General features: G+C 63.9%; 21 protein-coding genes and 2 tRNA genes. 16 read left to right on the top strand and 7 right to left on the bottom strand.

The genetic code is table 11. The annotated features are described in order from the left end of the window. Positions 1–203: 203 nt before the first annotated feature. The 16 genes from aceA to DBV10_RS18905 all read left to right on the top strand — a co-directional run bounded on the left by aceA (position 204) and on the right by DBV10_RS18905 (position 18,598). The gene (aceA, locus tag DBV10_RS18985; protein ID WP_086927451.1) at positions 204–1,535 is read left to right on the top strand and encodes an isocitrate lyase; all 1,332 of its coding nucleotides are present in this window, start codon (positions 204–206) and stop codon (positions 1,533–1,535) included. A 318-nt stretch (positions 1,536–1,853) separates the two neighbouring features. After that, positions 1,854–3,773 (top strand): threonine--tRNA ligase, encoded by a 1,920-nt coding sequence (gene thrS / locus DBV10_RS18980; protein WP_124515154.1) that lies wholly within the window; start codon positions 1,854–1,856, stop codon positions 3,771–3,773. Positions 3,774–3,854: 81 nt separating this feature from the next. Beyond that, on the top strand, positions 3,855–4,463 hold the full coding sequence (infC, locus tag DBV10_RS18975; RefSeq protein ID WP_124515153.1) for a translation initiation factor IF-3: 609 nt from the start codon (positions 3,855–3,857) through the stop codon (positions 4,461–4,463). 185 nt (positions 4,464–4,648) lie between these two features. Beyond that, positions 4,649–4,852: a 50S ribosomal protein L35 gene (gene rpmI / locus DBV10_RS18970; protein ID WP_010465963.1), complete on the top strand. Its 204-nt coding sequence runs from the start codon at positions 4,649–4,651 to the stop codon at positions 4,850–4,852. Positions 4,853–4,877: 25 nt separating this feature from the next. After that, positions 4,878–5,237, top strand: a complete 360-nt coding sequence (gene rplT / locus DBV10_RS18965) for a 50S ribosomal protein L20 (RefSeq protein ID WP_010465961.1) — start codon at positions 4,878–4,880, stop codon at positions 5,235–5,237. Positions 5,238–5,338: 101 nt separating this feature from the next. Next, entirely contained in the window at positions 5,339–6,391 is a 1,053-nt protein-coding gene (pheS, locus tag DBV10_RS18960; protein WP_124515152.1) for a phenylalanine--tRNA ligase subunit alpha, read from the top strand. A 75-nt stretch (positions 6,392–6,466) separates the two neighbouring features. Beyond that, positions 6,467–8,914, top strand: a complete 2,448-nt coding sequence (pheT, locus tag DBV10_RS18955; RefSeq protein WP_124515151.1) for a phenylalanine--tRNA ligase subunit beta — start codon at positions 6,467–6,469, stop codon at positions 8,912–8,914. Beyond that, entirely contained in the window at positions 8,914–9,264 is a 351-nt protein-coding gene (locus DBV10_RS18950; protein ID WP_124515150.1) for an integration host factor subunit alpha, read from the top strand. Before pheT ends, DBV10_RS18950 begins: the two co-directional genes overlap by 1 nt. A gap of 97 nt (positions 9,265–9,361) precedes the next feature. Beyond that, on the top strand, positions 9,362–9,796 hold the full coding sequence (locus tag DBV10_RS18945) for a MerR family transcriptional regulator (protein ID WP_124515149.1): 435 nt from the start codon (positions 9,362–9,364) through the stop codon (positions 9,794–9,796). A 30-nt stretch (positions 9,797–9,826) separates the two neighbouring features. Then, positions 9,827–9,903, top strand: a tRNA-Pro gene (locus DBV10_RS18940). A 216-nt stretch (positions 9,904–10,119) separates the two neighbouring features. Next, positions 10,120–10,437: a single-stranded DNA-binding protein gene (locus DBV10_RS18935; RefSeq protein ID WP_124515148.1), complete on the top strand. Its 318-nt coding sequence runs from the start codon at positions 10,120–10,122 to the stop codon at positions 10,435–10,437. 931 nt (positions 10,438–11,368) lie between these two features. Further along, positions 11,369–13,912, top strand: a complete 2,544-nt coding sequence (gene nirB / locus DBV10_RS18925; RefSeq protein ID WP_124515147.1) for a nitrite reductase large subunit NirB — start codon at positions 11,369–11,371, stop codon at positions 13,910–13,912. A gap of 20 nt (positions 13,913–13,932) precedes the next feature. Then, positions 13,933–14,292 (top strand): nitrite reductase small subunit NirD, encoded by a 360-nt coding sequence (gene nirD / locus DBV10_RS18920; RefSeq protein ID WP_199740181.1) that lies wholly within the window; start codon positions 13,933–13,935, stop codon positions 14,290–14,292. 102 nt (positions 14,293–14,394) lie between these two features. Continuing rightward, positions 14,395–15,669 carry a nitrate- and nitrite sensing domain-containing protein gene (locus DBV10_RS18915; RefSeq protein WP_233589980.1) on the top strand — a complete coding sequence of 425 codons (1,275 nt, stop codon included), beginning with the start codon at positions 14,395–14,397 and terminating at the stop codon, positions 15,667–15,669. A gap of 329 nt (positions 15,670–15,998) precedes the next feature. Continuing rightward, positions 15,999–16,811 carry a formate/nitrite transporter family protein gene (locus DBV10_RS18910; protein WP_124515145.1) on the top strand — a complete coding sequence of 271 codons (813 nt, stop codon included), beginning with the start codon at positions 15,999–16,001 and terminating at the stop codon, positions 16,809–16,811. 44 nt (positions 16,812–16,855) lie between these two features. Then, positions 16,856–18,598 carry a bifunctional protein-serine/threonine kinase/phosphatase gene (locus DBV10_RS18905; protein WP_124515144.1) on the top strand — a complete coding sequence of 581 codons (1,743 nt, stop codon included), beginning with the start codon at positions 16,856–16,858 and terminating at the stop codon, positions 18,596–18,598. A gap of 66 nt (positions 18,599–18,664) precedes the next feature. On the opposite strand, the gene DBV10_RS18900 is transcribed toward DBV10_RS18905, so the two are convergent. The 7 genes from DBV10_RS18900 to DBV10_RS18870 all read right to left on the bottom strand — a co-directional run bounded on the left by DBV10_RS18900 (position 18,665) and on the right by DBV10_RS18870 (position 26,525). After that, positions 18,665–18,740, bottom strand: a tRNA-Thr gene (locus tag DBV10_RS18900). Between the two features lie 12 nt (positions 18,741–18,752). Beyond that, entirely contained in the window at positions 18,753–19,760 is a 1,008-nt protein-coding gene (locus tag DBV10_RS18895; protein WP_124515143.1) for a class 1 fructose-bisphosphatase, read from the bottom strand. 22 nt (positions 19,761–19,782) lie between these two features. Then, on the bottom strand, positions 19,783–22,527 hold the full coding sequence (pepN, locus tag DBV10_RS18890) for an aminopeptidase N (protein ID WP_124515142.1): 2,745 nt from the start codon (positions 22,525–22,527) through the stop codon (positions 19,783–19,785). Then, positions 22,511–23,191, bottom strand: coding sequence for an HAD family phosphatase (locus tag DBV10_RS18885; RefSeq protein WP_124515141.1), 681 nt, complete (start codon positions 23,189–23,191; stop codon positions 22,511–22,513). Before DBV10_RS18885 ends, pepN begins: the two co-directional genes overlap by 17 nt. 3 nt (positions 23,192–23,194) lie before the next feature. Further along, positions 23,195–24,299 (bottom strand): peptide chain release factor 2 gene (prfB, locus tag DBV10_RS18880; protein WP_124515140.1). Its coding sequence is split into 2 segments (ribosomal slippage): positions 23,195–24,217 and positions 24,219–24,299, totalling 1,104 coding nucleotides; the frame shifts between segments, so codons are not numbered across the junction. Positions 24,300–24,499: 200 nt separating this feature from the next. Next, positions 24,500–25,408 (bottom strand): alpha/beta fold hydrolase, encoded by a 909-nt coding sequence (locus tag DBV10_RS18875; protein ID WP_124515139.1) that lies wholly within the window; start codon positions 25,406–25,408, stop codon positions 24,500–24,502. A gap of 172 nt (positions 25,409–25,580) precedes the next feature. Next, entirely contained in the window at positions 25,581–26,525 is a 945-nt protein-coding gene (locus DBV10_RS18870) for a LysR family transcriptional regulator (RefSeq protein WP_158616835.1), read from the bottom strand. Positions 26,526–26,655: the final 130 nt, after the last annotated feature.

Here is a 26,655-nt window from a genome sequence, read left to right as displayed (position 1 = left end):
GTTGCATTGCCGCAATTTTTCTCGATATGAGAAATCAATTTCTGTATTGAGAAATTGATTGGTTAAGCTGTTGTTTTGTAAGGAGAAAATTTATCTCTTCTATAAGACATAAGAGCTTGCACAAGTCTTATAGAAGACTTAAAGTTGTCTCCAAGGGCGGCACAAGCAGCCCGGCGTTTTCAACCAACCTCTGGAGTGATCTCATGCCCCAATCCCTCAACGAACAACTGAGCCGCGAACAGCAAATTGCCGCCCTGGAAAAAGACTGGGCACAGAACCCCCGCTGGAAGGGTGTGAAGCGTGGTTACAGCGCCGCTGACGTGGTGCGCCTGCGTGGCTCGCTGCCCATCGAGCACACCCTGGCCAAGCGCGGTGCTGAAAAACTGTGGGACAAGATCAACGGCGGCGCCAAGAAGGGCTATGTGAACGCATTCGGCGCCATCTCCGCCGGCCAGGCCATGCAGCAAGCCAAGGCCGGCCTTGAAGCCGTGTACCTGTCGGGCTGGCAAGTGGCCGCCGACGGCAACACGTCGGAAACCATGTACCCCGACCAGTCGCTGTATGCGTACGACTCGGTGCCCACCATGGTTCGCCGCATCAACAACACCTTCAAGCGCGCTGACGAAATCCAGTGGGGCCGTGGCATCAACCCCGGCGACAAGGAATTCATCGACTACTTCCTGCCCATCGTGGCCGATGCAGAAGCCGGTTTCGGCGGCGTGCTGAACGCCTTCGAACTGATGAAGAACATGATCCAGTCGGGCGCTGCTGGCGTTCACTTTGAAGACCAATTGGCTGCCGTAAAGAAGTGCGGCCACATGGGTGGCAAGGTGCTGGTTCCTACCCAAGAAGCCTGCGAAAAGCTGATCTCTGCACGTTTTGCGGCCGACGTGATGGGTGTGTCCACCATCGTTCTGGCCCGTACCGACGCCGAAGCAGCTAACCTGATCACGTCCGACCACGACGCCAACGACAAACCTTTCCTGACCGGCGAGCGCACCCAAGAAGGCTTCTACCGCGTCAAGAACGGTCTGGAGCAAGCCATCAGCCGTGGCGTGGCCTACGCGCCCTACGCCGACCTGGTGTGGTGCGAAACCGGCGTGCCAGACATTGGCTTTGCCCGTGAATTTGCGCAAGCTGTGCACGCCGCCTGCCCCGGCAAGCTGCTGTCGTACAACTGCTCGCCTTCGTTCAACTGGAAGAAGAACCTCAACGACAAGCAGATCGCTTCGTTCCAGGAAGACCTGTCGGCCCTGGGCTACAAGTACCAGTTCATCACGCTGGCCGGTATCCATATCAACTGGTTCAACACCTTCCAGTTTGCCCATGCATACGCCCAAGGCGAAGGCATGAAGCACTACACCGAAATGGTGCAGGAGCCAGAATTCGCAGCACGCGAAAAGGGCTACACCTTCGTGTCGCACCAGCAAGAAGTGGGCGCAGGCTACTTCGACGACGTGACCACGGTGATCCAGGGCGGCTCGTCCTCCGTGAAGGCTCTGACGGGTTCGACCGAAGAAGAGCAGTTCCACTGATCTGGCGGGCCTTTTGCGCCGCTGGGGTGTGGCGCAAAATGCACCGAATGAAAGCCCGAGGCACTCGCTTCGGGCTTTTTTGTTGGCGACAAGGTTAAAATGCCAGCAAATTCACTGCACAAGAGCGAGAAAGGCAATCTGGTTATGACACCGCGAACTACATCGGAGATGTTGACCGGCCTGTAAGGCTGGCTGTTCGCGCCTGCACGAGATTGCAACCTCCTCCAGAAAGCGCGGACCTGTTCCGCGCTTTTTTGTTTTCTGGGCCTGGCGCGTGCCCACATCCATTGCACTGATTGAAAAGAAAGAGTGACTCCCATGATTCACATCACGCTTCCCGATGGCTCGCAACGCGAATTTCCGGGCCCTGTCACGGTGGCCGAAGTTGCTGCCTCTATCGGCGCCGGTCTGGCCAAAGCGGCCCTGGCAGGCAAGATTGACGGCAAGGTCGTGGACACCAGCCACCAGATCACAGCCGACAGCCCGCTGTCCATCATCACGGCCAAGGATGCCGATGGCCTGGATGTGATTCGCCATTCCACGGCCCACTTGTTGGCCTATGCGGTGAAGGATCTGTTTCCTGAAGCCCAGGTGACCATCGGCCCGGTGATCGAGAACGGCTTCTTCTACGATTTTGCGTACAAGCGCCCCTTTACGCCCGAAGACCTGGTGGCCATCGAAAAACGCATGGCCGAACTCGCCGCCAAGGACGAGCCCGTGGTGCGCCGCGTGCTGCCGCGCGACGAGGCCGTGGCCTATTTCAAGGGGCTGGGCGAGAACTACAAGGCCGAGATCATTGCCAGCATCCCCAGCAATGAAGATGTGAGCCTGTACCGCGAAGGCAATTTCGAGGACCTGTGCCGCGGCCCGCACGTGCCTAGCACCGGCAAGCTCAAGCATTTCAAGCTGATGAAGGTGGCGGGTGCCTACTGGCGCGGCGACCACCGCAACGAAATGCTGCAGCGCATTTACGGCACGGCCTGGACCTCCAAGGAGGAGTTGCAGCAGTACCTCACGATGCTGGAAGAGGCCGAAAAGCGCGACCACCGCAAACTGGGGCGCGAGCTGGATTTGTTCCACATGGACGAGCATTCGCCTGGCACCGTGTTCTGGCACCCCAAGGGTTGGGCGCTGTGGCAAGAGGTGGAGCAGTACATGCGCCGCGTCTACCGCAACAACGGCTACCAGGAAGTCAAAGGCCCGCAGATCCTGGACAAGAGCCTGTGGGAGAAGACCGGCCACTGGGACAAGTACCGCGACAACATGTTCACGACCGAATCGGAAAAGCGCGAATACGCGCTCAAGCCGATGAACTGCCCCGGCCACATCCTGATCTACAAGCAGGGCATCAAGAGCTACCGCGATCTGCCGCTGCGCTACGGCGAGTTCGGCGCCTGCCACCGCAACGAGCCCACGGGTGGCCTGCACGGCATCATGCGCGTGCGCGGCTTCACGCAGGATGATGGCCACATCTTCTGCACCGAAGAGCAGGTGCTGGAAGAGTGCGCCAACTACACGGCCCTGGTGCAAAAGGTCTACAAGGACTTCGGCTTCACCGACATCATCTACAAGGTGGCCACGCGCCCTGAGGCACGCATCGGTACCGATGAATCGTGGGACCGCGCCGAGAAGGCGCTGATGGACGGCCTGCGCCATTCGGGCTGCGAGTTCGAGATCGCCGAAGGCGAGGGCGCCTTCTACGGCCCAAAGATCGAATACACGCTGAAAGACGCGCTGGGCCGCCAATGGCAGTGCGGCACGATGCAGATCGACCCCAACCTGCCCGAGCGCCTGGACGCCGAATACGTGGCCGAAGACGGCAGCCGCAAGCGCCCGCTGATGCTGCACCGTGCCACGGTGGGCAGCATGGAGCGCTTCATCGGCATGCTGATCGAACACTATGCCGGCGCCTTCCCGGTGTGGCTGGCTCCGGTGCAGGTTTCGGTGCTCAACATCACCGATGCGCAGGCCGATTACTGTCGCGAAATTGCAGCAAAACTGCAAAAAGCACTGCCGAATCAAGACCTTAGGGTGGCGGTCGATCTGCGCAACGAGAAGATTACGTATAAAATACGCGAGCATTCGTTGCAAAAGCTGCCGTACATCCTTGTCGCGGGCGACAAGGAGAAGGCCGCAGGAGCCGTCGCAGTGCGCGGCCGGGGCAATCGTGACCTCGGCGTGATGTCTGTTGAAGCGTTCGCTGAGCTGATCGCCCAAGACATCGCCACCAAAGCCTGATTTTTGCATGAAAACTTGCTTTGGCGCTTGCCAATTGCGCGGTTGTTGCTACAAAAATTGTAGTGTTTTGATTCAAGGAAGATAGCCATCGCTACTGAATTTCGTGATCGTCGCCACCGTGAAGAGCGCAAGCACCGCCTGAACCGTGAAATCATGGCCCCGGAAGTGCGCCTCTCCGGGCCTGATAACGAGCCTTTGGGTGTTGTCAGCCTGATGGAAGCCCTGCGCATGGCTGGCGAGCTGGATGTGGATCTGGTGGAAATTGCTGCTACGGCAAATCCCCCGGTGTGCCGCCTCATGGACTACGGCAAGTTCAAGTACCAAGAGCAAAAGCGTGCGGCGGAAGCCAAAGCCAAGCAGACGGTCATTGAGATCAAGGAAGTCAAGTTCCGCCCCGGGACGGACGATGGCGACTACAACATCAAGATGCGCAATATCCGCCGCTTTCTGGCGGATGGCGACAAGTGCAAGATCACGCTGCGCTTCCGTGGCCGTGAAATCACGCACCAGGAACTGGGCCTTGCATTGCTCAACCGCATCCGCGACGAGCTGGCAGACACCATCATCATCGAGCAGTTTCCCAAGCTGGAAGGCCGCCAGATGATCATGATGATTGCGCCGGGCAAGAAGAAGCCCGCCGCAGCCAAACCGGCCGCGGCCGAAGGTGCGCCTTCGGGCAGCGCCGCCTGAGGCGGACCGCAGCAGAGAGACAAGGATTTGCCCAGCGGCCCCTGCAAGGGGGTTGCTTGGCGACAGGCAGTGTGAAAGCACTGCCGCACAGCTGGTGAAAGCCGGCTGAAAAAGTGGCTCGGGGCCAACAAGTTTGCAAATCGTTTTGCAAACGCCTCACGAGCACAAAGAAAAGGAGCATTCACATGCCCAAAATGAAGACCAAGAGCAGCGCGAAAAAACGTTTCCGCGTTCGTCCCGGTGGCACCGTCAAGCGCGGTCAAGCCTTCAAGCGTCACATCTTGACCAAGAAGACCACCAAGAACAAGCGCCACCTGCGTGGTGCAGTTGCTGTGCATGAGACCAATATGGGCTCTATCGCACAAATGCTGCCCGGCATGGGCGTGTAATTAACGACGAACAAGGAGTACATACATGCCTCGCGTCAAACGTGGTGTAACGGCCCGTGCCCGTCACAAGAAAGTTCTCGCCCTTGCCAAGGGTTTCCGTGGTCGCCGCGGTAATGTCTATCGCATCGCCAAACAGGCGGTGATGAAGGCTGGGCAATATGCCTACCGTGACCGCCGCACCAAGAAGCGCGTGTTCCGCCAGTTGTGGATCGCCCGTATCAACGCCGCTGCCCGTGAACTGGGCCTGACCTACAGCCAGTTCGCCAACGGCCTGAAGAAGGCTTCCATCGAGATCGACCGCAAGATGCTGGCCGATCTCGCAGTGCACGACAAAGCTGCCTTCGGCAGCATCGTAAGCCAAGTCAAGGCCAAGCTGGCTGCTTGAGTTCACGATGGGCAGCTATCTTTCAGATAGCTGCTTGCGCAATAACAGCAAGGGCTAGGGCTTGAAAAGGCACTAGCCCTTGTTCATTTTCAAGAGTCGATATGAACGAGTTGGATTCCCTGGTCGAAAGCGCGACGCAGTTGTTTGCCCAAAGCGCCACCCCCGCTGATCTGGAAAATGCCAAGGCGCAATTTCTGGGCAAATCGGGCCGTGTGACGGAGCTCATGAAGGGCATGGCACAGCTTTCCGTCGAGGAAAAAAAGTCTCGCGGTGCTGCCATCAACGTGGCCAAGCAGGCCATCGAGGCGGCCCTGACTGCACGCCGCCAGGCGCTGGCCGACGCGGAATTGCAGGTGCAGCTCAAGGCTGAAGCGCTGGATGTGAGCCTGCCGGGCCGCCAGCGCGGGCAGGGTGGATTGCACCCGGTCTCGCTCACGCTGGAGCGCATCCAGGGAATCTTTGGCTCCATGGGTTTTGACGTGGCCGAAGGCCCCGAGATCGAGACCGACTGGTTCAACTTCACTGCACTGAACACGCCCGAGGACCATCCCGCGCGTTCCATGCACGACACCTTCTACGTGGAGGGCGGCACTGCCACTGCCCCCAACCTGCTGCGCACCCACACCAGCCCCATGCAGATCCGCCACGCGGTGCAGCATGTGAAAAAACACCGCGCGCTGATTGATGCCGGCCAGGCCATGCCCGAGATCCGCGTGATTGCCCCCGGCCGCACCTACCGTGTGGACAGCGACGCCACGCACTCGCCCATGTTCCACCAGTGCGAAGGCCTGTGGGTGGGCGAGAACGTGAGCTTCAAGGACCTCAAGGTGATCTTCACGGCTTTTTGCCGCACCTTCTTCGAAAGCGACGACCTGGTGTTGCGCTTCCGTCCGAGCTTCTTCCCCTTCACCGAGCCCAGCGCCGAGATCGACATTCAGTTCCAGACCGGCCCGCTGGCCGGCCGCTGGCTGGAGGTGGCGGGCTCGGGCCAGGTGCACCCCAACGTGGTGCGCAACATGGGCCTGGACCCAGAGAAGTACATCGGCTTTGCCTTTGGCATGGGCCCTGACCGCCTGACCATGCTGCGCTACGGCGTGAACGATCTGCGGCTGTTCTTTGACGGCGATATCCGCTTCCTCTCGCAGTTCCAGTAAAGCCAGCCGATTTCGTTCGCTGCGTGGCAGGCCTGATGGCGCCACGCTGCACCTTTCGAACAAGAGTGTCCGACTATGCAATTTCCTGAATCCTGGTTGCGCGAGTTCTGCAACCCTCCCCTGACGACGGCCGAACTGGCCGAAACGCTGACCATGGCCGGCCTGGAGGTGGAAGAGCTGCGCCCGGTGGCGCCGCCTTTCACCAAGATCGTGGTGGGTGAGATCAAGGAGGCCGTGCAGCACCCCGATGCCGACCGCCTGCGCGTGTGCCAGGTGGACGTGGGGCAGGGCGCTTTGCTCAACATCGTGTGCGGCGCACCCAATGCGCGCGTGGGCATCAAGGTGCCCTGCGCCATGGTGGGCGCTGAGTTGCCGCCGGGCGACGACGGCAAGCCTTTCCTCATCAAGGTCGGCAAGCTGCGCGGTGTGGAAAGCCAGGGCATGCTGTGCTCGGCGCGCGAGCTCAAGCTGTCGGAAGACCATGGCGGCCTGCTGGAGCTGGACGCCTCGGCCCCTCTGGGCCAGGACATCCGTGAGCACCTGAATCTGGATGACACGCTGTTCACCTTGAAGCTCACGCCCAACCTGGCGCATTGCCTGAGCGTGTACGGCATCGCGCGCGAAGTGTCGGCCCTCACCGGCGTGCCGCTGCAGCAGCCATCGTTCCCGGCAGTGGGCGCCCAACTGGCGGACAAGCTGCCGGTCAAGGTGAGCGCCCCCGACCTGTGTGGCCGCTTCTCCGGCCGCATTGTGCGCAACGTGAACACGCGTGCGGCCACGCCCCAGTGGATGCTGGACCGCCTGGCGCGCTGCGGTCAGCGCGGTGTATCGCCCCTGGTGGACATCTCGAACTACGTGATGTTCGAGCTGGGTCGTCCCTCGCATATTTTTGACCTGGACAAGATCCATGGTGGTCTGGATGTGCGCTGGGGCAAGCCGGGCGAGCAACTCAAGCTGCTCAATGGCAACACCATCACGGTGGATGACAAGGTGGGTGTGATCGCCGATGCCAACCAGGTGGAATCGCTGGCCGGCATCATGGGCGGCGACGCTACGGCCGTGTCCAACGAAACGCAGCACATCTATGTCGAAGCCGCCTTTTGGTGGCCCAAGGCCGTGGCCGGTCGGTCGCGCCGTTTCAACTTCTCGACCGATGCTGGCCACCGCTTCGAGCGCGGCGTGGACCCGAGCCTGACGGTGGAGCACATCGAACGCATCACCCAGCTGGTGATCGACATCTGCGGCACGCCCGAAACAGTGTGCGGCCCCATGGACGATCAGTCGGTGAATCTGCCGGTGCCGCAGCCCGTCACGCTGCGCGTGGCGCGTGCCGCCAAGGTCATCGGCATGCCGCTCACGCAAGCGCAGTGCGCGGGCGCCTTGCAGCGCCTGGGTCTGCCCGTGGTGCAGGGCGAAGGCACGCTCACCGTGACGCCGCCGGCCTACCGTTTCGACATCGCCATCGAGGAAGACCTGATCGAAGAAGTCGCGCGCATGGTGGGCTACAACAACCTGCCCACCACGCCGCCACTGGCCCCCATCACGCCCAAGCTGGCGCTGGAGGCCACGCGCAGCCCGTTTGCCGTGCGCCGTGCGCTTGCCGGGCTGGGTTACCAGGAAACCATCAACTTCAGCTTTGTGGAAGAGCGCTGGGAGCAGGAGCTGGCCGCCAACGCCCAGCCCATCAAGCTGCTCAACCCGATTGCCAGCCAGATGAGCGTCATGCGCTCGACTCTGCTGGGTTCTTTGCTGCAAGTTTTGAAGTTCAACCTGGACCGCAAGGCCGAGCGCGTGCGTGTGTTCGAGCTGGGCCGCGTGTTCCTGCGCGATGCCGCCGTGCGCAACACCGACACGACGGTGGAAGGCTTCCACCAGCCCATGCGTGTGGCAGGGGTGGCCTACGGCCCCAATGACATGCTGCAGTGGGGGCGCAAGGAGCAGTCCATCGACTTCTTCGACGTGAAGGGCGATGTGGAGGCGCTGCTGGCCCCGCTGCAGGCCACCTTTGAGCCTGGCACCCACCCTGCCATGCACCCAGGCCGTTGCGCCCGCGTGCTGGTGCAAGGCCGTGCCATCGGCTTCGTGGGCGAGCTGCACCCGCAGTGGCGCCAGTCGTGGGATTTGCCCCAGGCCCCCGTGATGTTCGAGCTGGAGCTGGATGCCGTGTTGCAGCGCGTAGTGCCGCAGTTCAAGTCGGTGGCCAAGCACCAGGCGGTGGAGCGCGACCTGGCCGTGGTGGTCGCCGAGCGCGTGACGCATGCCGACATCCTGGCTGCGGTGCAGCAGGCGGTGCCCGGCGCCATGCTGCGCTCGGCCGTGCTGTTTGATGTGTACCGACCCAAGGCATTGCGTGCGGGCGAAGAGGCCTCTGCAGGTGGCTTGGCGCAAGGCGAGAAGAGCCTGGCCGTGCGCTTGACGCTGGGCAGCGACGACGCCACGCTGACAGAGGCCGAGATTGACGCTGCCGTGCAGGCCGTCGTGGCCCAGCTGGCCCAGCGCACGGGCGCAAGGCTGCGGGTTTGATGATGTTGAAGGAGAGTGCTGCCGTGATCGAATTTGCTGTCGAAAGCCTGGAAACCCCGGCATTGACCAAGGCGCAATTGGCGGATCTGCTGTTCGATCAGATCGGCCTGAACAAGCGCGAGTCCAAGGACATGATCGATGCGTTCTTCGACCTGATTGCGCAGAGCCTGGTCGAGGGCAAGGATGTCAAGCTCTCGGGATTTGGCAACTTCCAGATTCGCACCAAGGCGCCGCGCCCCGGGCGCAACCCGCGCACGGGAGAGGCCATTCCCATCAAGGCGCGCCGGGTGGTGACCTTTCATGCCAGCAGCAAGCTCAAGGAGCAGATCCAGACCGCGGCCGTGGTGTGAACGTGTACCGATTTTGTTCTGAGGAGAAGACCGGTGGCTGGCAGGATTGGCGCGTCTGCAGTACGCTTGTCGGCTTTCCGGTTTGAATCCGCATTCCATGGGCACCACCCTTCCTTCCATTCCTGCCAAGCGATACTTCACGATTGGTGAGGTTGCGGAGTTGTGCGGCGTCAAGCCCCATGTGCTGCGCTATTGGGAGCAGGAGTTCACACAACTGCGCCCCATGAAGCGGCGTGGCAACCGGCGCTACTACCAGCACCATGAGGTGCTCATGATCCGCCGTATCCGGGACCTGCTGTACGACCAGGGCTTCACCATCAGCGGAGCCCGCAATCGCCTCCAGGAGCTGGCCCACCCTGCGCGTGAAGAGGCCGGTGCCGACGCCGCGAAGGAGCCGTTTGATAGCGAGCTGCCCAGCATGCTGGTGGACAGTGCGCACGATCTTTCGATCCCTTCGGTGGGCTTTGCATTGGACTCCAATGCGGTGCGCAAAGAGTTATTTGAGATTCGTGCGCTACTTTCTCTGAACTAAGGTTTTTTGTGTATATAATCTAAGTCTTGTCGGCGTGTAGCGCAGCCTGGTAGCGCACTTGCATGGGGTGCAAGGGGTCGCGAGTTCGAATCCCGCCACGCCGACCATTGTTAGCAAAAGCCCAGAACCGAAAGGTTCTGGGCTTTTTTGCTTTGATGCCTTAAATCAAGCCGACTTTGGGTGGATGGACGGATCGCTGCCCATTCCACTTGCGCTGTGGCCGAATGGGTCTGCCCTGTGTGCTTGGCAGGGAATGCGCTCCCTCTCGGGTTCGGCGTGTCACAACGAAACGAAGCAACGCCCGCAGTGGGCCGAGGACCCTCATGATCGATGGATTGGTGGCCGGAAGGCTGTATGGCGAGACCGGGCAGCGCACGGACAAGGCGGGCAAGACCTTCACCTTGGCCAAGGTGCGCGCCAGCACCGCCGATGGGGAGCTGCTGTTTGTCAATGTGATTGCGTTCGATGCAGCGGTCGGTGCCGCCATGCGTGCTCTGCAAGACGGCGACTCCGTGGCGCTGTCGGGCAGCCTCTCTCCGCGTGTGTGGACCGACAAACAGGGCAACGCCCGGCCTGCCCTGGACATGGTGGCGCACCGTGTGATCGTGTTGCCTGGGGTTGAAGAGGGCGGCCGGGACTGATGGCTCGGGAGCGCGGGGCCCCGGGGCCCCGGGGCCTGCGCCAACCATTTTGGGTGGCTGCATCTGAGGAGGGGCGGCGATCTGCTGGTCGTCCGACTCTTTTTGGGGGGCGGTGCGCTGCGGTTTGCCCGCATAGCGCCTTGAACAGGTTCTTATTCCGCCACCATCGCTGCTGCGATGCCCCAGCCTATTTCTGGGGCGTGAATTTCCCGGGGGCAAACCCCAGGGCCTTGAGTTCATCTTCGCTCAGGTGCAACTCCGTGAGCTCCGGCTGCCGCGCTTCGACATTGCGCCGCCGTTCAAAATTGGTTGGGGGGCCTGCTTCTGTTAGTCGTCGGTCCTTGCCGCTGCGCCGGTCTGTGGCGACTCTGCGTTCCACGCTCATGGTAATGATCTGCTGTTGAGAGGTGCTGTCGATGGTTGGGGTTTTGCGCCGGCGTTTCCCAGGAAAAGGGCGTGCAGCGCGTGATTCGCAGTCTGCCCGAGTTGACGCCGTTTGCAAACCAGAAAGCGACCATGTGCGAGGGGTTCGCAAAGAGGGTGAACCCTGTTGATTCCCCATGTTGGGGATGCCCGGCGCACCGCATTGATGCGCCTGAACCCCGCCGGCTGCAAAACACCCTGGACTGCGCCAGTTCCCGCTCGGGATCGGCACCCAACGCTTCCCGCCCAGGGTGGAAAAGATCGGCATGGATATTGCTCTGATGTTGCCGGTCCTTCGGTAATGCTGCCCGGGCCCCATGAAATCCTCCGCTAAAGATGGCGGAACCCAAGCGAGTGATGGGCACGCTGGCCCATCGTTTGGTTGTTCCAACCCACGCCCCGTGCTGTCTGCGGAGGGTGAGTTGCCACGTTGCCCTGGATGGGCACCGAGGCGCGCATCCTGTATCCACCCCCCAGCGGCGCACCGGGCCATTGCAGGATGAAAAGCATGAAGATTGTTCTTATTGGCCACGGCATGGTGGGCCACAAGTTCCTGGAGAGCCTGGCAGAAACGGGCCTGTCCCATGTGGACGTGACGGTGTTGTGCGAAGAGCCCCGGGCGGCATACGACCGGGTGCACCTGTCCGAATTTTTCAGCGGCAAGACGGCAGAGGACCTGTCGTTGGTCGAATCCGGTTTCTTTGAACGCACAGGCTTTTCGCTGCGCCTGGGGACACGTGCTGCGTCCATTGACCGGCGCATCGGCACCGTGACCACGGTCAGTGGCGAGGTCTTCCCTTACGACAAGCTGGTGCTTGCCACGGGGTCCAACCCGTTTGTGCCGCAGGTGCCGGGGCGTGATCGCGACCATTGCTTTGTCTACCGCACCATCGAAGACCTGGAGGCCATGCAGGCCTCGGGCGCCAAGTCCAAGACGGGCGTGGTGGTGGGGGGCGGGCTGCTGGGTCTGGAGTGCGCCAAGGCGCTGCGGGACATGGGCCTGCAAACCCATGTGGTCGAGTTTGCGCCCCGCCTGATGGCTGTGCAGGTCGATGAGGGCGGCGGGCGTGTGCTGAAGGCCAAGATCGAGGAGTTGGGCGTGCAGGTGCACACCGGCCGCAACACCCAGGAGATCACGGATGGTGCGCGCGCACGCCATCGCATGAAGTTCGCGGACGATTCGTACCTGGAGACCGACATGATCGTGTTCTCCGCCGGCATCCGCCCGCGCGATGAACTGGCCCGCCAGTGCGTGCTGGCCATCGGCCCGCGCGGCGGCGTGGCCATCGACAGTGCCTGCCGCACTAGTGATCACAATGTGTATGCCATCGGCGAATGCGCGTCGTGGAATGAGCAGACCTTTGGCCTGGTGGCACCGGGCTACGACATGGCGCGCGTGGCGGCGCGCCACATCGCAGGCGACGCTGACGCCGCCTTTGTCGGCGCCGACATGAGCACCAAGCTCAAGCTCATGGGCGTGGACGTGGCCAGCATCGGCGACGCGCATGGCAAGACACCCCACAGCCGCAGCTGCCAGTACGTGGACGAGCGCCGCCAGGTCTACAAAAAGATCGTCATCAGCGAAGACGGCAAGCAGCTGCTGGGCGCCGTGCTGATCGGCGATGCCAGCGAATACGGCACGCTGCTGCAGATGGCGCTCAACGGCATAACGCTGCCCGAGGACCCCGAGTTCCTGATCTTCCCGTCCAGCGACGGCAAGGCCAAGCCCGGCTTGGGCGTGGACGCATTGCCCGACACGGCGCAGATCTGCTCGTGCAACAACGTCACCAAGGCGGGCATCTGCGAAGCCGTGGGCAACGGCGCCTGCACCATTGCAGAAATGAAGGCCTGCACCAAGGCCGGTGCCACCTGCGGCGGTTGCGTGCCCCTGGTCACCCAGGTCATGAAGGCCGAGATGGCGCGCTGCGGCATGGCCGTGAACAACCATATCTGCGAGCACTTCGCATACTCGCGCCAGGAGATCTACCACCTGGTGCGCGTGGGCAACATCAAGAGCTTTGACGACCTGCTGGCCCAGCACGGCAAGGGCATGGGCTGCGACATCTGCAAGCCCGTGGCGGCCAGCGTGCTCGCCTCGTGCTGGAACGAGTTCGTGCTCAAGAAGGAACTGGCCGGCCTGCAGGACAGCAACGATTATTTTCTGGGCAACATCCAGAAGGACGGCACCTATTCGGTGGTGCCGCGCATGCCCGGCGGCGAGGTCACGCCCGACGGCCTGATCGCCGTGGGCCAGGTGGCCAAGAAATACGGCCTGTACACCAAGGTCACGGGCGGTGCGCGCGTGGACATGTTCGGTGCGCGGGTGGAACAGCTGCCCTTGATCTGGGAAGAGCTGATCGCCGCTGGTTTCGAGTCCGGCCACGCCTACGGCAAATCCCTGCGCACGGTGAAGAGCTGTGTGGGCTCCACCTGGTGCCGCTACGGCGTGCAAGACAGCGTGGGCCTGGCCGTGGAGCTGGAGAACCGCTACAAGGGCCTGCGCGCCCCGCACAAGATCAAGTTCGGCGTCTCGGGCTGCACACGCGAATGCGCCGAAGCCCAGGGCAAGGACATCGGCGTCATCGCCACCGAGAAGGGCTGGAACCTCTACATCTGCGGCAACGGCGGCATGAAGCCGCGCCATGCCGAGCTGTTCGCGTCCGACCTGTCCAAGGAAGACCTGGTGCGCATGATCGACCGGGTGCTGATGTTCTATGTGCGTACGGCCGACCGGCTGCAGCGCACCAGCACCTGGCACGAGAACCTGGAGGGTGGCCTGGCCTACCTCCAGGACGTGCTGCAAAAGGACAGCCTGGGCCTGTGCGCCGAGCTCGAAGCCCAGATGCAGCACGTGGTGGCCACTTACCAGTGCGAGTGGAAGGCGGCCGTGACCGACCCCGAGACGCGCAAGCGCTTCCGCTCTTTTGTGAACAGCGACCAGGGCGACGAGAACGTGCTTTTCGTGGAGGAGCGTGGCCAGATCCGCCCGGCGCGCGCCGAGGAGCGCGGCCAGGCTTCGGCCAAGGTCATTCCCATTCGCCAGGCTGCTTGATTGAAGAAAGACGAAAAACCATGAGTGCACTCCCCATGAACAGCACCGCCGCCCTTGCCTGGACCGACATCTGTGCGGTTGATGACATCCTGCCCAGCACCGGCGTATGCGCCCTGGTGGCCAACCGCCACGTGGCGGTGTTCCGTGTCGATGCCGACCGTTTTTTTGCCATCGACAACGTGGACCCCAAGTCCGGTGCCAGCGTGCTGGCCCGGGGCCTGGTGGGCAGCATTGGCGACCGCGTGGTGGTGGCCTCACCGCTGTACAAGAACCACTTTGACCTGCAGACCGGCGAATGCTTGGAGGCGCCAGAGCAATCGGTAAACGCCCACAGCGTGCGCGCCGTGGGTGGCCGTGTCAGCGTGGCGGTGGCCGCCTGACACAATGGCAACCAGGTTGCTGCATTTCCGCAGCGCTGCGTACACACCACCCAGGAACCTTGCATGCTAGACCCGGCTGCGCCTTTGTCCGTATCGAACCTTGTGCTCCGCTCCAAGCAGCTGGAGATCGATGCCGTGCGGCACCTGGCCAGCCGCGCCGAGCTGGTGGATGTGATCGGGCAACTGATCCAGGGCCTGCAGCGGGAGCGGGGGGTCTCGGGCGCGTACCTGGCATCCAAGGCCCAGCGGTTTGCCGATGTGCGGCTGCGTGTCATGGAGGAGGTTGCGCCCCTGGAGGCGCGGCTGCGTGAAGTGTTTGCGCAGCATATCGAGCCGGGGCAGGGCGCCACCGCCAAGGCGCTGTCGCTGATGGCGTGGGCCTTGCTGGGCCTGGAGTCGCTGCCGGCGCTGCGCACCCAGATCGAGCGCCAGGCGATGACGGCGCACGACTCCGTGGCGGCCTACAGCCACCTCATCGCCGGGTTGATCGAGCTGGTCTTCCATGTGGCCGATGCAGCGGGCCTGCCCAGTGTGTCGCGCATGCTGGTGGCCTTGCTGCACCTGGTGCAGGCCGAGGAAGAGGCAGGCCAGGAGCGGGCCCTGGGGGCCCTGCTGTATGCGTCTGGCAGCAGCAACGAAGCGCACCAGCAGCGGGTGATTCACCTCATCGATGCACAGGAGCGCAGCCTGCGCGTGTTTGCCGAATTCGCCGAACCCGCGCTGCGGGCGCGTTGGGAGCAGCAGCAACTGGTGCCGGCCGTGGCCCAGCTGGAGCGCCTGCGCCGTGCGCTGTGCGTGGCCCGGCCGGGGGCGGCGCTCGACAGCGACCTCAGCGACACCTGGTTCGACGTGTGTTCCGAGCGCATCAATGCGCTGTGGCACCTGCAGGTGGATCTGGTCAAGCGCCTGCGCGAGGATTGCGAGGCGCGCATCCTCGAAGCCCAACAGGACCTGCAGGACTCCAAGGGCCTGCTGCGCGGCCTGCGCGACAACCCGCCGCAGCGCACCCATGCCGTGGACCGGTTCTTTGACATGGCCCTGGCGCCCTCGGCCCTGCCCGATCCGGTGGGGGCTGCCCACACGGGCGAATCGGCCTCGCTGGTGGACCTGCTGCAGACCCAGTCTGCGCGCATGGCCGGCATGGAGGCCGAGCTGGACGCCGCCCGCCGCACGCTCAACGAGCGCAAGGTGATCGAGCGGGCCAAGGGGGTGCTGATGGCGCGGCTGGGCATGAATGAAGAGGTGGCCTTCCGGGTGCTGCAGAAAACCTCGATGGACCAGAATCGCCGCCTGCTGGACGTGGCCGAGGCCACGCTGTCGCTGCCGGATTTTGCGTTTGCGCAGCAGGGCCAGCGGGCCCCCAAGCCGCAACCCTGACCGACCCAAGTTGGTGCCGTGCAGTGCGGTGCCCAGCCCTTGTGCAGGCCCGCGCCGCTGGGGTGCCCCTTAACGGGCCCGGAACGCCTGAAAACCCCTTTTAGCCACGGTACGGAACTTGCTCATCCCAAGAGCGTTCCATGCTAACGGCGGCCTGGTGCTTCCTGCCTGCAGATCCCTGCAGCAGACCACGGAATCGCGCATCCAAGGATAACGGCGTCCTTTGTGTCGCCCGCTCAGGCGGGTCACACGTTGGACGCCGTTTTCTTTTTTACCGCCTTGGGCCGCATGCCCGAGGGGGAGCCCGTTCCCCGTCCTAAGGAAGTCAAATGGCCTATCTCGCCCCTGCCGAGTTCGTGACCAAGATGGTCGATTCCGGTGAATCCAAGCTGCTGATGTCCACCCGCGACACGCTCATCCGCGCCTACATGGCCGGCGCCATTCTGGCCCTGGCCGCGGCGTTCGCCGTGACCGTCACGGTCAACACCGGCAATCCCCTGGTCGGCGCCATGCTGTTCCCGGTGGGTTTCATCATGCTGTACCTCATGGGTTTTGATTTGCTCACCGGCGTTTTCACGCTGGTCCCGCTCGCCGTGTTCGACAAGCGCCCGGGCGCGACCTGGGGCGGTGTCATGCGCAACTGGGGCCTGGTGTTTGTTGGCAACTTCGCTGGCGCGCTCACGGTGGCTGTTTTCATGGCCATCATCTTCACCTTCGGTTTCAGCGAGGCCCCCAACGCCGTGGGCGAGAAGCTGGGCCACATCGGCGAGGGGCGCACCCTGGGCTACGCAGCGCACGGTGCCGCCGGCATGCTCACGCTGTTCATCCGGGGGGTGATGTGCAACTGGATGGTTTCCACCGGGGTGGTCGCCGCCATGATGTCCACGTCGGTCTCCGGCAAGGCCATTGGCATGTGGATGCCCGTCATGATCTTCTTCTACATGGGCTTCGAGCATTCCATCGTCAACATGTTCCTGTTCCCCACGGGCCTGATGCTGGGTGGCAAGTTCACGCTCATGGACTACCTGATCTGGAACGAACTCCCCACTGTTCTGGGCAACCTGGTGGGCGGCCTGACCTTCGTGGGGGCCACGCTGTATTCGACGCACTACAAGACGGCGCCCAAGCGCCGCGTGGCATGACCGCCTGCGAAAGTGCGGCCCGGGCGGTGCGGGGAGGCTGAGCCATGGCTGCAGCACTGCGTGTCACCCTGGGCCAACATTCCCGAGCGGGGCGCAAAGGAGTCAACCAGGACTTCCATGGCGCCATGCTGCCCGGCGAGCCCTTGCTTGGCAGCAAAGGCATTGTGGTGGCCCTGGCCGACGGCATTGGCTCCAGCGCGGTCAGCCAGGAGGCCAGCGCGGCCTCGGTGCGCAGCTTTCTGGACGACTACTACGCCACGTCCGACGCCTGGTCGGTGCGCCGCTCGGCACAGCGTGTGCTGGGGGCCACCAATGCCTGGCTGCATGCGCAAACCCTGCGCAGCCACGCACGCTTCGACAAGGACCGCGGCTATGTCTGCACCTTCAGTGCACTGATCCTGAAAGGCCGCGAAGTCCATCTGCTGCATGTGGGCGATGCGCGCATCTACCGCCTGCATGCGCAGGCCCTTGAGCAGCTGACCAAGGACCACCGTGTCCACCTTTCGTCGGTGGAATCCTTCCTGGCGCGCGCGCTCGGTGCCAGTGCCAATGTCGAGATCGACTACGGCTGCATGGTGGCCGAGGTTGGCGCCATCTACCTGCTGGCAACCGACGGGGCCTATGCCCACCTCGATGCCGCTGTTGTGCGCGATGCGCTTTCCCGCTTTGCCGACGACTTCGACGCTGCCGCGCAAGCCTTGGTCGATGCGGCCCAGGCGCGGGGGGGCGACGACGACATGACCGTGCAGTTGCTGCGCATCGACGCGCTGCCCGATGCCAGCCTCGACAACCTGCAGGTGCTGCGTGAAGGGCTGGCCCTGCCGCCGCCATTGTCTCCGCGCATGCAGTTTGAAGGCTATCGCGTGGTGCGTGAACTGCATGCCAGTGCGCGCAGCCATGTGCATCTGGCCGTGGAAGAGCGGACGGGCCAGCAGGTCGTGCTGAAGACGCCGTCGGTGGACATGTGCGGCGACCCCGACTACCTGGACCGCTTTCTGCTGGAGGAGTGGGTGGCGCGCCGCATCCACAGCCCCCATGTGCTCCGGCCCCATGCCAGCGACAGCCCCCGCCGGCATGTGTATGTTGCGATGGAGTTTGTGGAGGGCCAGACGCTGGCCCAGTGGATGGTGGACCACCCGCGTCCCGGCCTGGATGCGGTGCGCGGCATCATTGCGCAGGTGGCCAAGGGGCTGCATGCCATGCACCTCAAGGAAATGCTGCACCAGGACCTGCGGCCCGAGAACGTGATGATCGACCGCAACGGCACCGTGCGCATCATCGACTTTGGCGCCACCCAGGTCGCAGGGCTGGCACCCGCCACGCCAGAAGAAAGAACGGCGGAGCCCATCGCGGGAACCCTGCAGTACGCTGCCCCGGAGTGCTTCATGGGCCGAGAGAGCACGGCCCGCTCCGACCTGTTCTCGCTGGCGGTGCTGGCCTACCAGATGCTGACCGCGCAACTGCCCTACGGCCTGCAGGTGGTGCACCTGCGCTCTGCCACTGATCTCAAGAAACTGCGGTATGTGCCGGTGCGCCACCTTCGGCCCGAGATGCCCGATTGGCTGGACGGCGTGCTGCAAAAGGCCCTGCACCCCGATCCCTCCAAGCGCCAGGAGGCCGTGTCGGAGTTTCTGCACGACCTGCATTCACCGCCCAGGCTGCAGTTTCGGCAGACACGGGGTGTCCCCCTGGTCGAGCGCAATCCGGTGGTCTTCTGGCAGGCCACAACGCTGGCACTCGGCTTGGCGGTCCTGGTGTTGGTGGGGCTGCGTGTCTTTGGGCATTGAGCCGGTGAACAGACTCCAACGCCAATGCAAAAAGCCTCTGATCCTTGCGAATCAGAGGCTTTTATATGGTGCCGGAGAGATGAATCGAACACCCGACCTTCTCATTACGAATGAGCTGCTCTACCGACTGAGCTACACCGGCGTAAGACTTAAATTATAGCGTGGAATGGTAGCTTGTCACGCGGTCTACCTCATTTTTTGAGCCAAGGATCACACTGACGCGTTCGTGCAACTGGGTGGGCTGGATGTCGAGGATGCGTTGCTTGCCATTGGTGGCTGCGCCGCCGGCCTGCTCCACCAGCCAGCCCATGGGGTTGGCCTCGTACATCAGGCGCAGCTTGCCGGGCTTGTTGGGCTCGCGTTTGTCCCAGGGGTACATGAAGACGCCGCCACGGGTCAGGATGCGGTGCACGTCGGCCACCATGCTGGCAATCCAGCGCATGTTGAAGTCCTTGCCGCGCGGGCCTTCCTTGCCTTGCAGGCATTCGTCGATGTAGCGCTTCACGGGCTCGTCCCAGTGGCGCATGTTGCTCATGTTGATCGCGAATTCCTTGGTGTCCTCGGGGATGCGTACGTTTTCTTCGGTGAGCACGAAGGAGCCCTGTTCGCGGTCGAGCGTGAACATGGCCACGCCGTCGCCCACGGTGAGCACCAGCGTGGTCTGCGGGCCATAGACGCAGTAACCCGCCGCGACCTGCTGGTGGCCGGGCTGCAGGAAGTCGCCTTCCTCCACGCCCCGGTCGCCATCGGGTTTTTTCAGCACGCTGAAGATGGTGCCGATGCTCACGTTCACGTCGATGTTGCTGGAGCCGTCCAGGGGATCGAACAGCAGCAGGTATTCACCCTGGGGGTAGCGGTTGGGCACCAGGTAGATGCCGTCCATTTCTTCCGAGGCCATGGCCGCCAGGTGGCCGCCCCATTCGTTGGCTTCGATCAGCACTTCGTTGGCGATGATGTCGAGCTTTTTCTGGATTTCGCCCTGCACGTTCTCACTGTTGGCCGTGCCCAGCACGCCGCCCAGTGCGCCTTTGTTCACGGCGTGGCTGATGCTCTTGCAGGCGCGGGCCACCACTTCGAGCAGCAGGCGCAGTTGCGAGGGGATGAGTCCGTCCACCCGTTGTTGTTCAACGAGGTAGCGGGTCAGGCTGATGCTTTTTGCCATATCGGTCTTTGCTGCGTGATGGTTAATCTGCCAGTGCGCGGGTGACGACCTCGCGCACATCATTGGAGAGGTCGGGCTTGGCGGCCACGCGGGCGATGGCTTCGCGGGCCGCCGTGCGCCAGGGGGCTGCCAGCTTCTTCCAGCGGTCGAGCGCGCGGGCGAGGCGGGCAGCGACCTGCGGGTTGATGGCATCGAGCTCGATCACGCGGTCGCTCCAGAACACATAGCCTGCCGCGTCCGCGCGGTGGAAGGCGCCGGGGTTGGCGCTGCAGTAGCTGAAGATCACGCTGCGTGCGCGGTTGGGGTTCTTGAGGCTGAAGTCCGGGTGCTGCATGAGTTGGCGCACGGCGGGCAGCACGTTGCCACCCCGGTCGGGGCTGCCTGCCTGCAGCGCGAACCACTTGTCGATGACCAGGGGCTCGTCCTTGAACATGGCGTGAAAGCGTGCCAGGGCCGGGGCGGCCAGCTCGCTGCCGCTGGCGACCAGGGCCGTGAGCGCGTTGAAGCGGTCTGTCATGTTGCCGGCCACCTTGAAGCGCTGGTAGGCCTTGCCGGGCCACACGGCATCGCCTGTGTGTTGGGCCGCAATGCACAGCATGTGCAGTGCCAGGCCGCTCAGGGCGCGGCGGCCCGATGAAACCGGGTCGGGGCGGTAGCCGCCGGTGTCCTGGGTCTGCTCCCACACGGCTTCCCAGTCGGCTTGCAGCGAGACGGCCAGTTGTTCGCGCATGGCTTCGCGCACCGCGTGGATGCGCTGCGGGTCCACCACGTCGAGCTGTTCCGCGATGTAGGTCTCGGAGGGCAGCGTGAGCACCAGCTCCTTGAAGGCCGCGTCCAGCAGGGGGTTGCGCAGCACGGCACGCATGGCATCCACAAACGCTGCGGGCAGGATCTGATGGTCAAACCGGCCGCCAGCGCTTGTCTGTTGAGCGCTATCAGCTATTGAATTGATAGCAATGCGCAGCGCCAGGCGCTGGCCGGCTTCCCAGCGGTTGAAGGCGTCGGCGTCGTGTGCCAGCAGGGCCAGCAGCTGCGCATCGCTGTAGTCGATGTCCAGCACCACGGGCGCGCTAAAAGCCCGCAGCAGCGAGGGCACGGGCTCGGCATCCACGTTGGTGAAGGTGAGCGTTTGCGATGCCTCGGTGAGCACGACCACGCGCGAGGTGCCGCCGGACGGCTCTTCGCCCGACAGGTGCAAGGGCAGGGCGGCGCCGGTGCTGGCGTCGATCAGGCCCAGCTCCACCGGGATGACGAAGGGCAGCTTCTCGCTCTGGCCGGGCGTGGGGGCGCAGCTTTGCGACAGCGTGAGCGCATAGCAGCGCGTGGCCGCGTCGTAGCGGCCCGTGGCGCGCACGCGGGGCGTGCCGGCCTGGCTGTACCAGCGCTTGAACTGGGGCAGGTGCTGCGCCAGGGGGCTCTGCGGGTTGGCGTCGGCAATGGCCTGCACGAAGTCGTCGCAGGTCACGGCCTGGCCGTCGTGGCGCTCGAAGTACAGCTTCATGCCCTTGGCGAAGCCGTCACGGCCCACCAGGTTGTGCTGCATGCGCACCACCTCCGCACCTTTTTCGTAGATGGTGACGGTGTAGAAGTTGTTGATTTCGACGTAGCTGTCGGGCCGCACCGGGTGGGCCATGGGGCCTGCGTCTTCGGGGAACTGGGCGGTGCGCAGTACGCGCACGTCTTCGATGCGCTTGACGGCGCGGGCCGACGGGCTGCCCGCCAGGTCCATGCTGAATTCCTGGTCGCGGAAGACGGTGAGGCCTTCCTTCAGCGAGAGCTGGAACCAGTCGCGGCAGGTCACGCGGTTGCCCGTCCAGTTGTGGAAGTACTCGTGGCCGACCACGCTTTCGATGTTGGCGAAGTCGGTGTCGGTGGCCGTGGCTTCGCTGGCCAGAACGTACTTCGTGTTGAAGATGTTCAGGCCCTTGTTCTCCATGGCGCCCATGTTGAAGTCGCTGGTGGCGACGATCATGAAGCGCTCCAGGTCCAGCGGCAGGCCGAAGCGGGCTTCGTCCCAGGCCACGCTGTACATCAGCGAGTTCATCGCGTGTTCGGTCTTGCCCAGGTCGCCGGGGCGCACGTAGACCTGCAGCAGGTGGTTGGCGCCCGAGCGGCTCTTGATGAGCTGCTCGCGTGCCACCAGCTTGCCCGCCACCAGCGCGAACAGGTAGCAGGGCTTCTTGTGCGGGTCCACCCACTTGGCGAAATGCCGGGCACCGTTGGGGCCGTCTTCCAGCGCACCGCTGTCCACCAGGTTGCCGTTACTGAGCAGCACCGGGTACTGGGCCTTGTCGGCGCGCAGCGTGACGGTGTAGCTGGCCATCACATCGGGGCGGTCCAGGAAGTAGGTGATGCGGCGAAAACCCTCGGCCTCGCACTGCGTGAAAAACGTGCCCTGGCTCACGTACAGGCCCATGAGCTGGGTGTTCTTGGCGGGACAGCAGGTGGTGAAGATCTCCAGTGCGAAGGGCTCCTCGCCCTCGGGCAGGTTCTCCAGCACCAGGCGCGCGCCCTCCATCTTGAACGAGGTGCCCTGGCCGTTGACCAGCACGCGCGCCAGGTTCAGCTCGTCGCCGTCGAGCTTGAGCGGCTCTGCCGCCACGTCCGGGTTGCGGCGCAGGGTCATGCGGTTGAGCACGCGGGTCTTGTTCGGGTCCAGGTCGAAGGTCAACTCGACGCTGTCGATCCAGTAGGCGGGGGCGGTGTAGTCCTCGCGGCGGATGGCGACGGCCTGGCCTGCTCCGTCTCCCTTAAGCAGTTGCAACATGGATGCTCTCCAGAAAGTCGGTGTTCATGAGTTCGGTGTAGTCGCGCACGGCGGCCAGTACATGGGGCCCGGCCAGTTGTTCGGGCGTGTGGGTGCTGCAGATGGCGACGGCGCGCATGCCCGCGCGGCGGGCAGCCTCGATGCCAAAAGGTGCGTCTTCAAAGACGATGCAGTGTGCCGGGTCGGTGGCAATGCGGCGCGCGGCTTCCAGGAAGATGGCGGGCTGGGGCTTGCCGGGCAGGCCTTCGTCGCCCCGCACGATGGCCTGCGGGGCTGGCTCCAGGCCCAGGTGGCCCAACGCGAACTCCACGTTGCCGAGGTCGCCGGCCGTGCCCACCGCCACCTTGAGCCCGCGCGCGCGCACCTTGGCCGCAAACTGGCGAAAGCCCGCCACTTCGGCGAACCGGGGCGCGAACAGCTCGCGGTAGATGGTTTCCTTCTCGTGCGTGAGCGCGTCGGCCTCGTCCTGCGACACGGCGCGGCCCAGCAGCTCCACGATGCATTCGGTGCCGTTCTTGCCCGTGGTGCGCGCCATGAGGTCGGGCACGTCGATGTCCATGCCCCGGCGGCGCGCGAACAAGACCCAGGCCTGGGCGTGCCAGGGCATGGAGTCGATCATGGTGCCGTCCATGTCGAAGATGATGGCCTGGGTGGGCGCGGTCATCCGTTACACGCCTTGCTTGAGCGAGGCTTCGATGAACGCGTCGAGGTCGCCGTCCAGCACCTTCTGCGTGGCCGAGATTTCCACCCCGGTGCGCAGGTCCTTGATGCGGCTGTTGTCCAGCACATAGCTGCGGATCTGGTGGCCCCAGCCCACATCGGTCTTGGTGTCCTCCAGCTTCTGCTGCTCTTCCATGCGCTTGCGCATCTCGAAGTCGTACAGGCGGCTGCGCAGGCGCTGCCAGGCCACGTCGCGGTTGCTGTGCTGGCTGCGGCCGTCCTGGCATTGCACCACGATGCCGGTCGGGATGTGCGTCAGGCGCACGGCCGAGTCGGTCTTGTTGATGTGCTGGCCGCCTGCGCCGGATGCGCGGAAGGTGTCGGTGCGCACGTCGGCGGGGTTGATGTTGATCTCGATGGAGTCATCGATCTCGGGGTAGACGAACAGCGAGGCGAACGAGGTGTGGCGGCCGCCCGAGCTGTCGAACGGGCTCTTGCGCACCAGGCGGTGCACGCCGGTCTCGGTGCGCAGCAGGCCGAAGGCATATTCGCCCTCGATCTTGATCGTGGCGCTCTTGATGCCGGCCACGTCGCCGGGTGTTTCGTCTTCGACCGTGGTCTTGAAGCCCTTGCGCTCGGCGTACTTGAGGTACTGGCGCAGCAGCATGCTGGCCCAGTCGCAGGCCTCGGTGCCTCCGGCGCCGGCCTGGATGTCCACAAAGCAGTTCAGCGGGTCGGCCTCGTTGCTGAACATGCGGCGGAACTCCAGTTCCTCGATCAGCGGCTTGAGCTTGGCGGTTTCGGCCTCGATGGTCAGGAGGCCGGGCTCATCGCCTTCCTCCTTGCTCATCTCGTACAGCTCGACGTTGTCGGCCAGCTCGCGCGTGAGCTTGTCCAGTGTGACGACCACGCTGGAGAGCGACTTTTGTTCCTTGCCCAGCTCCTGGGCCTTCTTCGGGTCGTTCCAGACCGCCGGGTCTTCCAGCGAGGCGTTTACCGTGCGCAGGCGTTCGAATTTGGCATCGAAGTCAAAGATACCTCCGTAACTCTTGCGTGCGCAGAGCCAGGTCGTCGAGGGTGGTGCCGATGAGGTTGATGCGTTCTGCGTCCATGGTTCTTGTCCTGCGTGTTCTGTGGAATAACCCGCGATTTTCTCATGGGACAAGCAAGCCGCCCCGGCAAAGCCCTGCGATGGGCTGCGGCGCATGCATGCCCGGGCTGGCGAGCGCCCGGCGGTGGTGCGTAAAAATCAAAAATGATAGCTGCTTGCGCTTATCCAGAAAGCGCTGTGGGCTGTTTTCTCAAATCCGCTTCAGGGCTGCTCCAGAAACTCCTCGATCAGGCGTGCCACCTGGGCCGGCTGGTCGTGGTGCAGCATGTGCGCTGCATCGTGCACCACGGCCGTGCGGCAGTTGCGCACATGGGTCAGGCGCTGGTGGTACTCCGCCAGGCTGTAGCGGCCTTTCCACCACTGGCCCAGGCTGTCGTCGCTGGCCTCCACGGCCAGCACGGGGGCGGTGATGTTTTTGTACAGCTCCAGCGCCTCGTCCAGGCGGTACAGCTGGGCGCTGGTGATCTTGTGGGCCGGGTCGCCCAGGATCTCCCACTGGCCCTGTGCGTTGGGCCGCGCCCAGTGGCCGGCCAGCCACCGGGCCTTGTCTTCGGACAGGCGCGGGTTGGTTTTCATCAGGCGGCGGGCCACGCCCTCCTGGCTGTCGTAGCCCTTGAGGGCCATGTCGCCGGTGTGCAACTGCTTGAGCTCGTCGATCCACTGCCCATAGCGCTTGGGCGCCTGATCGGGCTGTGTGGCGGGCATGCCAAAGCCCTCCAGGTTCACCAGGCGGCGGATGCGCTGCGGCCGCACGCCCGCGTACATCATGGCCACGTTGCCGCCCATGCTGTGGCCCACGAGGTCGATGGCTTCGTCGGGGGCGTAGTGGTCCAGCAGCAGGTCCAGGTCGGCCAGGTAGTCGGCAAACACGTAGTGGTCCACTGGCGCGCCGGTGGTCAGGCCAAAGCCGCGCCAGTCGGGCGCGAGGATGCGGCGCTCACGCTGCAGCGCGTCCACCGTGAACTGGTAAGACGCGCCCACGTCCATCCAGCCGTGCAGCAACACCAGCGTGGGCAGCGGGCTGGTGTCGGGCCCCCAGTGGCGGACGTGGTAGTTCAGGTGGCGCAGGGCCAGCGTGCTGCTGCGCGAGGGTTGGAGGGCTTGGTACATGGGGTCTCAGGAAGAGGGGGCAGGGCCGCCCGCCGAGGGGTTCGGCAGGGCCTTTGGGCTGTAGGGGCCGGGTGGGCGGAATGTTACGCCGGCCACCACGGCGCTGCAGGCGCAGGGCTGTCGCGCAGGTGGCACGGGGCGGGCCGCCTTCCGGCAGATGAGGGCAGCGGGGTCAGACCAGCGTGCCCCGCCAGCGTCCGTCCTTCACGCGCTCGATCAGCAGGCGCTTGACGATGTCGTATGCGGCCTTGGCGGGGCGGCGCAGGGGCCGGTCGATGGGGTGGGCAATGGCAATGACGCGGTGCAGTTCGGGGTTCACGAACTTCTGGATCGCAAACTCTCCGATGGAAAAATGGTCCACCGCAGAAGGCCAGTTGGAGACAGTGGCCGCCAGGCCCGAGCGCACCACGCCGATGATGGTGCCCACGGTCTGCTGTTCGTAGCGCACATGCAAGGCAATGCCCTGCTCGGCCGCCACACGTTCGACATAGCGCCTCAGGTGCATGGTGCGGGGGCCCATCACCAGGGGCAGGCCCGCCAGGCTGGACAGGTCGATTTCGGTGGGGGCGCGTTTCCTTCCTTCGGTCACGGTCACCAGGTAGAGCCATTCGTGGAAGATGGGTTCGGCCTCGATGCCCTGCACCTCCTCTGCATTGGGCAGCACCCCGAAGTCCACCAGGCCTGCGCTCAGCACCTGGCTGGTGATCGTGCTGATGGTGTCCTGCACATGCAGTTCCACCTTGGGAATCTCGATCTTGCAGGTCTTGATGACATCGGCCAGGAACTGCGTGCCACAGGTGGCGGGCAAGGCGATCGAGACACGCCCCTCCGGTTCTTGCTGGATGCCCTTCACGGCGTTTCCCAGGCCATTGACGCTGTCCAGGAGATCCCGGGCCGCCTGGTAGACCTTCAGTCCGGCCTCGGTGGGGATGATCCCGGTGGAGGTGCGGATCAGCAGCTGCGCATCGATGGCCTCTTCGAGCTGGGCGACCTGGCGGCTCAGCGAGGGCTGGGCCACATGCAGGATCGACGCGGCGGAGGTGAAGCCCTTTTGCTCCACGACGCACACGAAATAGCGCATTTGCCGCAGGGAGATGATCGACTCAAGGGAGGCCATGTTTCGAGGTGGGCGTGGTGCTGTGTGGTGTGGGTGGGCGAAATCATAGGGGAGTTGCCGGGTCCGTGGGGCTGCGTTTTTCCGCATGCCCAGCCATGGCCCCCGTGCCATGCGCCCCATGCCCGGGCCG

The organism is Acidovorax sp. FJL06 (assembly GCF_003852545.1).
GTDB lineage: Bacteria > Pseudomonadota > Gammaproteobacteria > Burkholderiales > Burkholderiaceae_C > Acidovorax.
The sequence above is the reverse complement of the archived record's forward strand: the minus strand, read 5'-3'. Positions and strand labels throughout refer to the sequence as shown.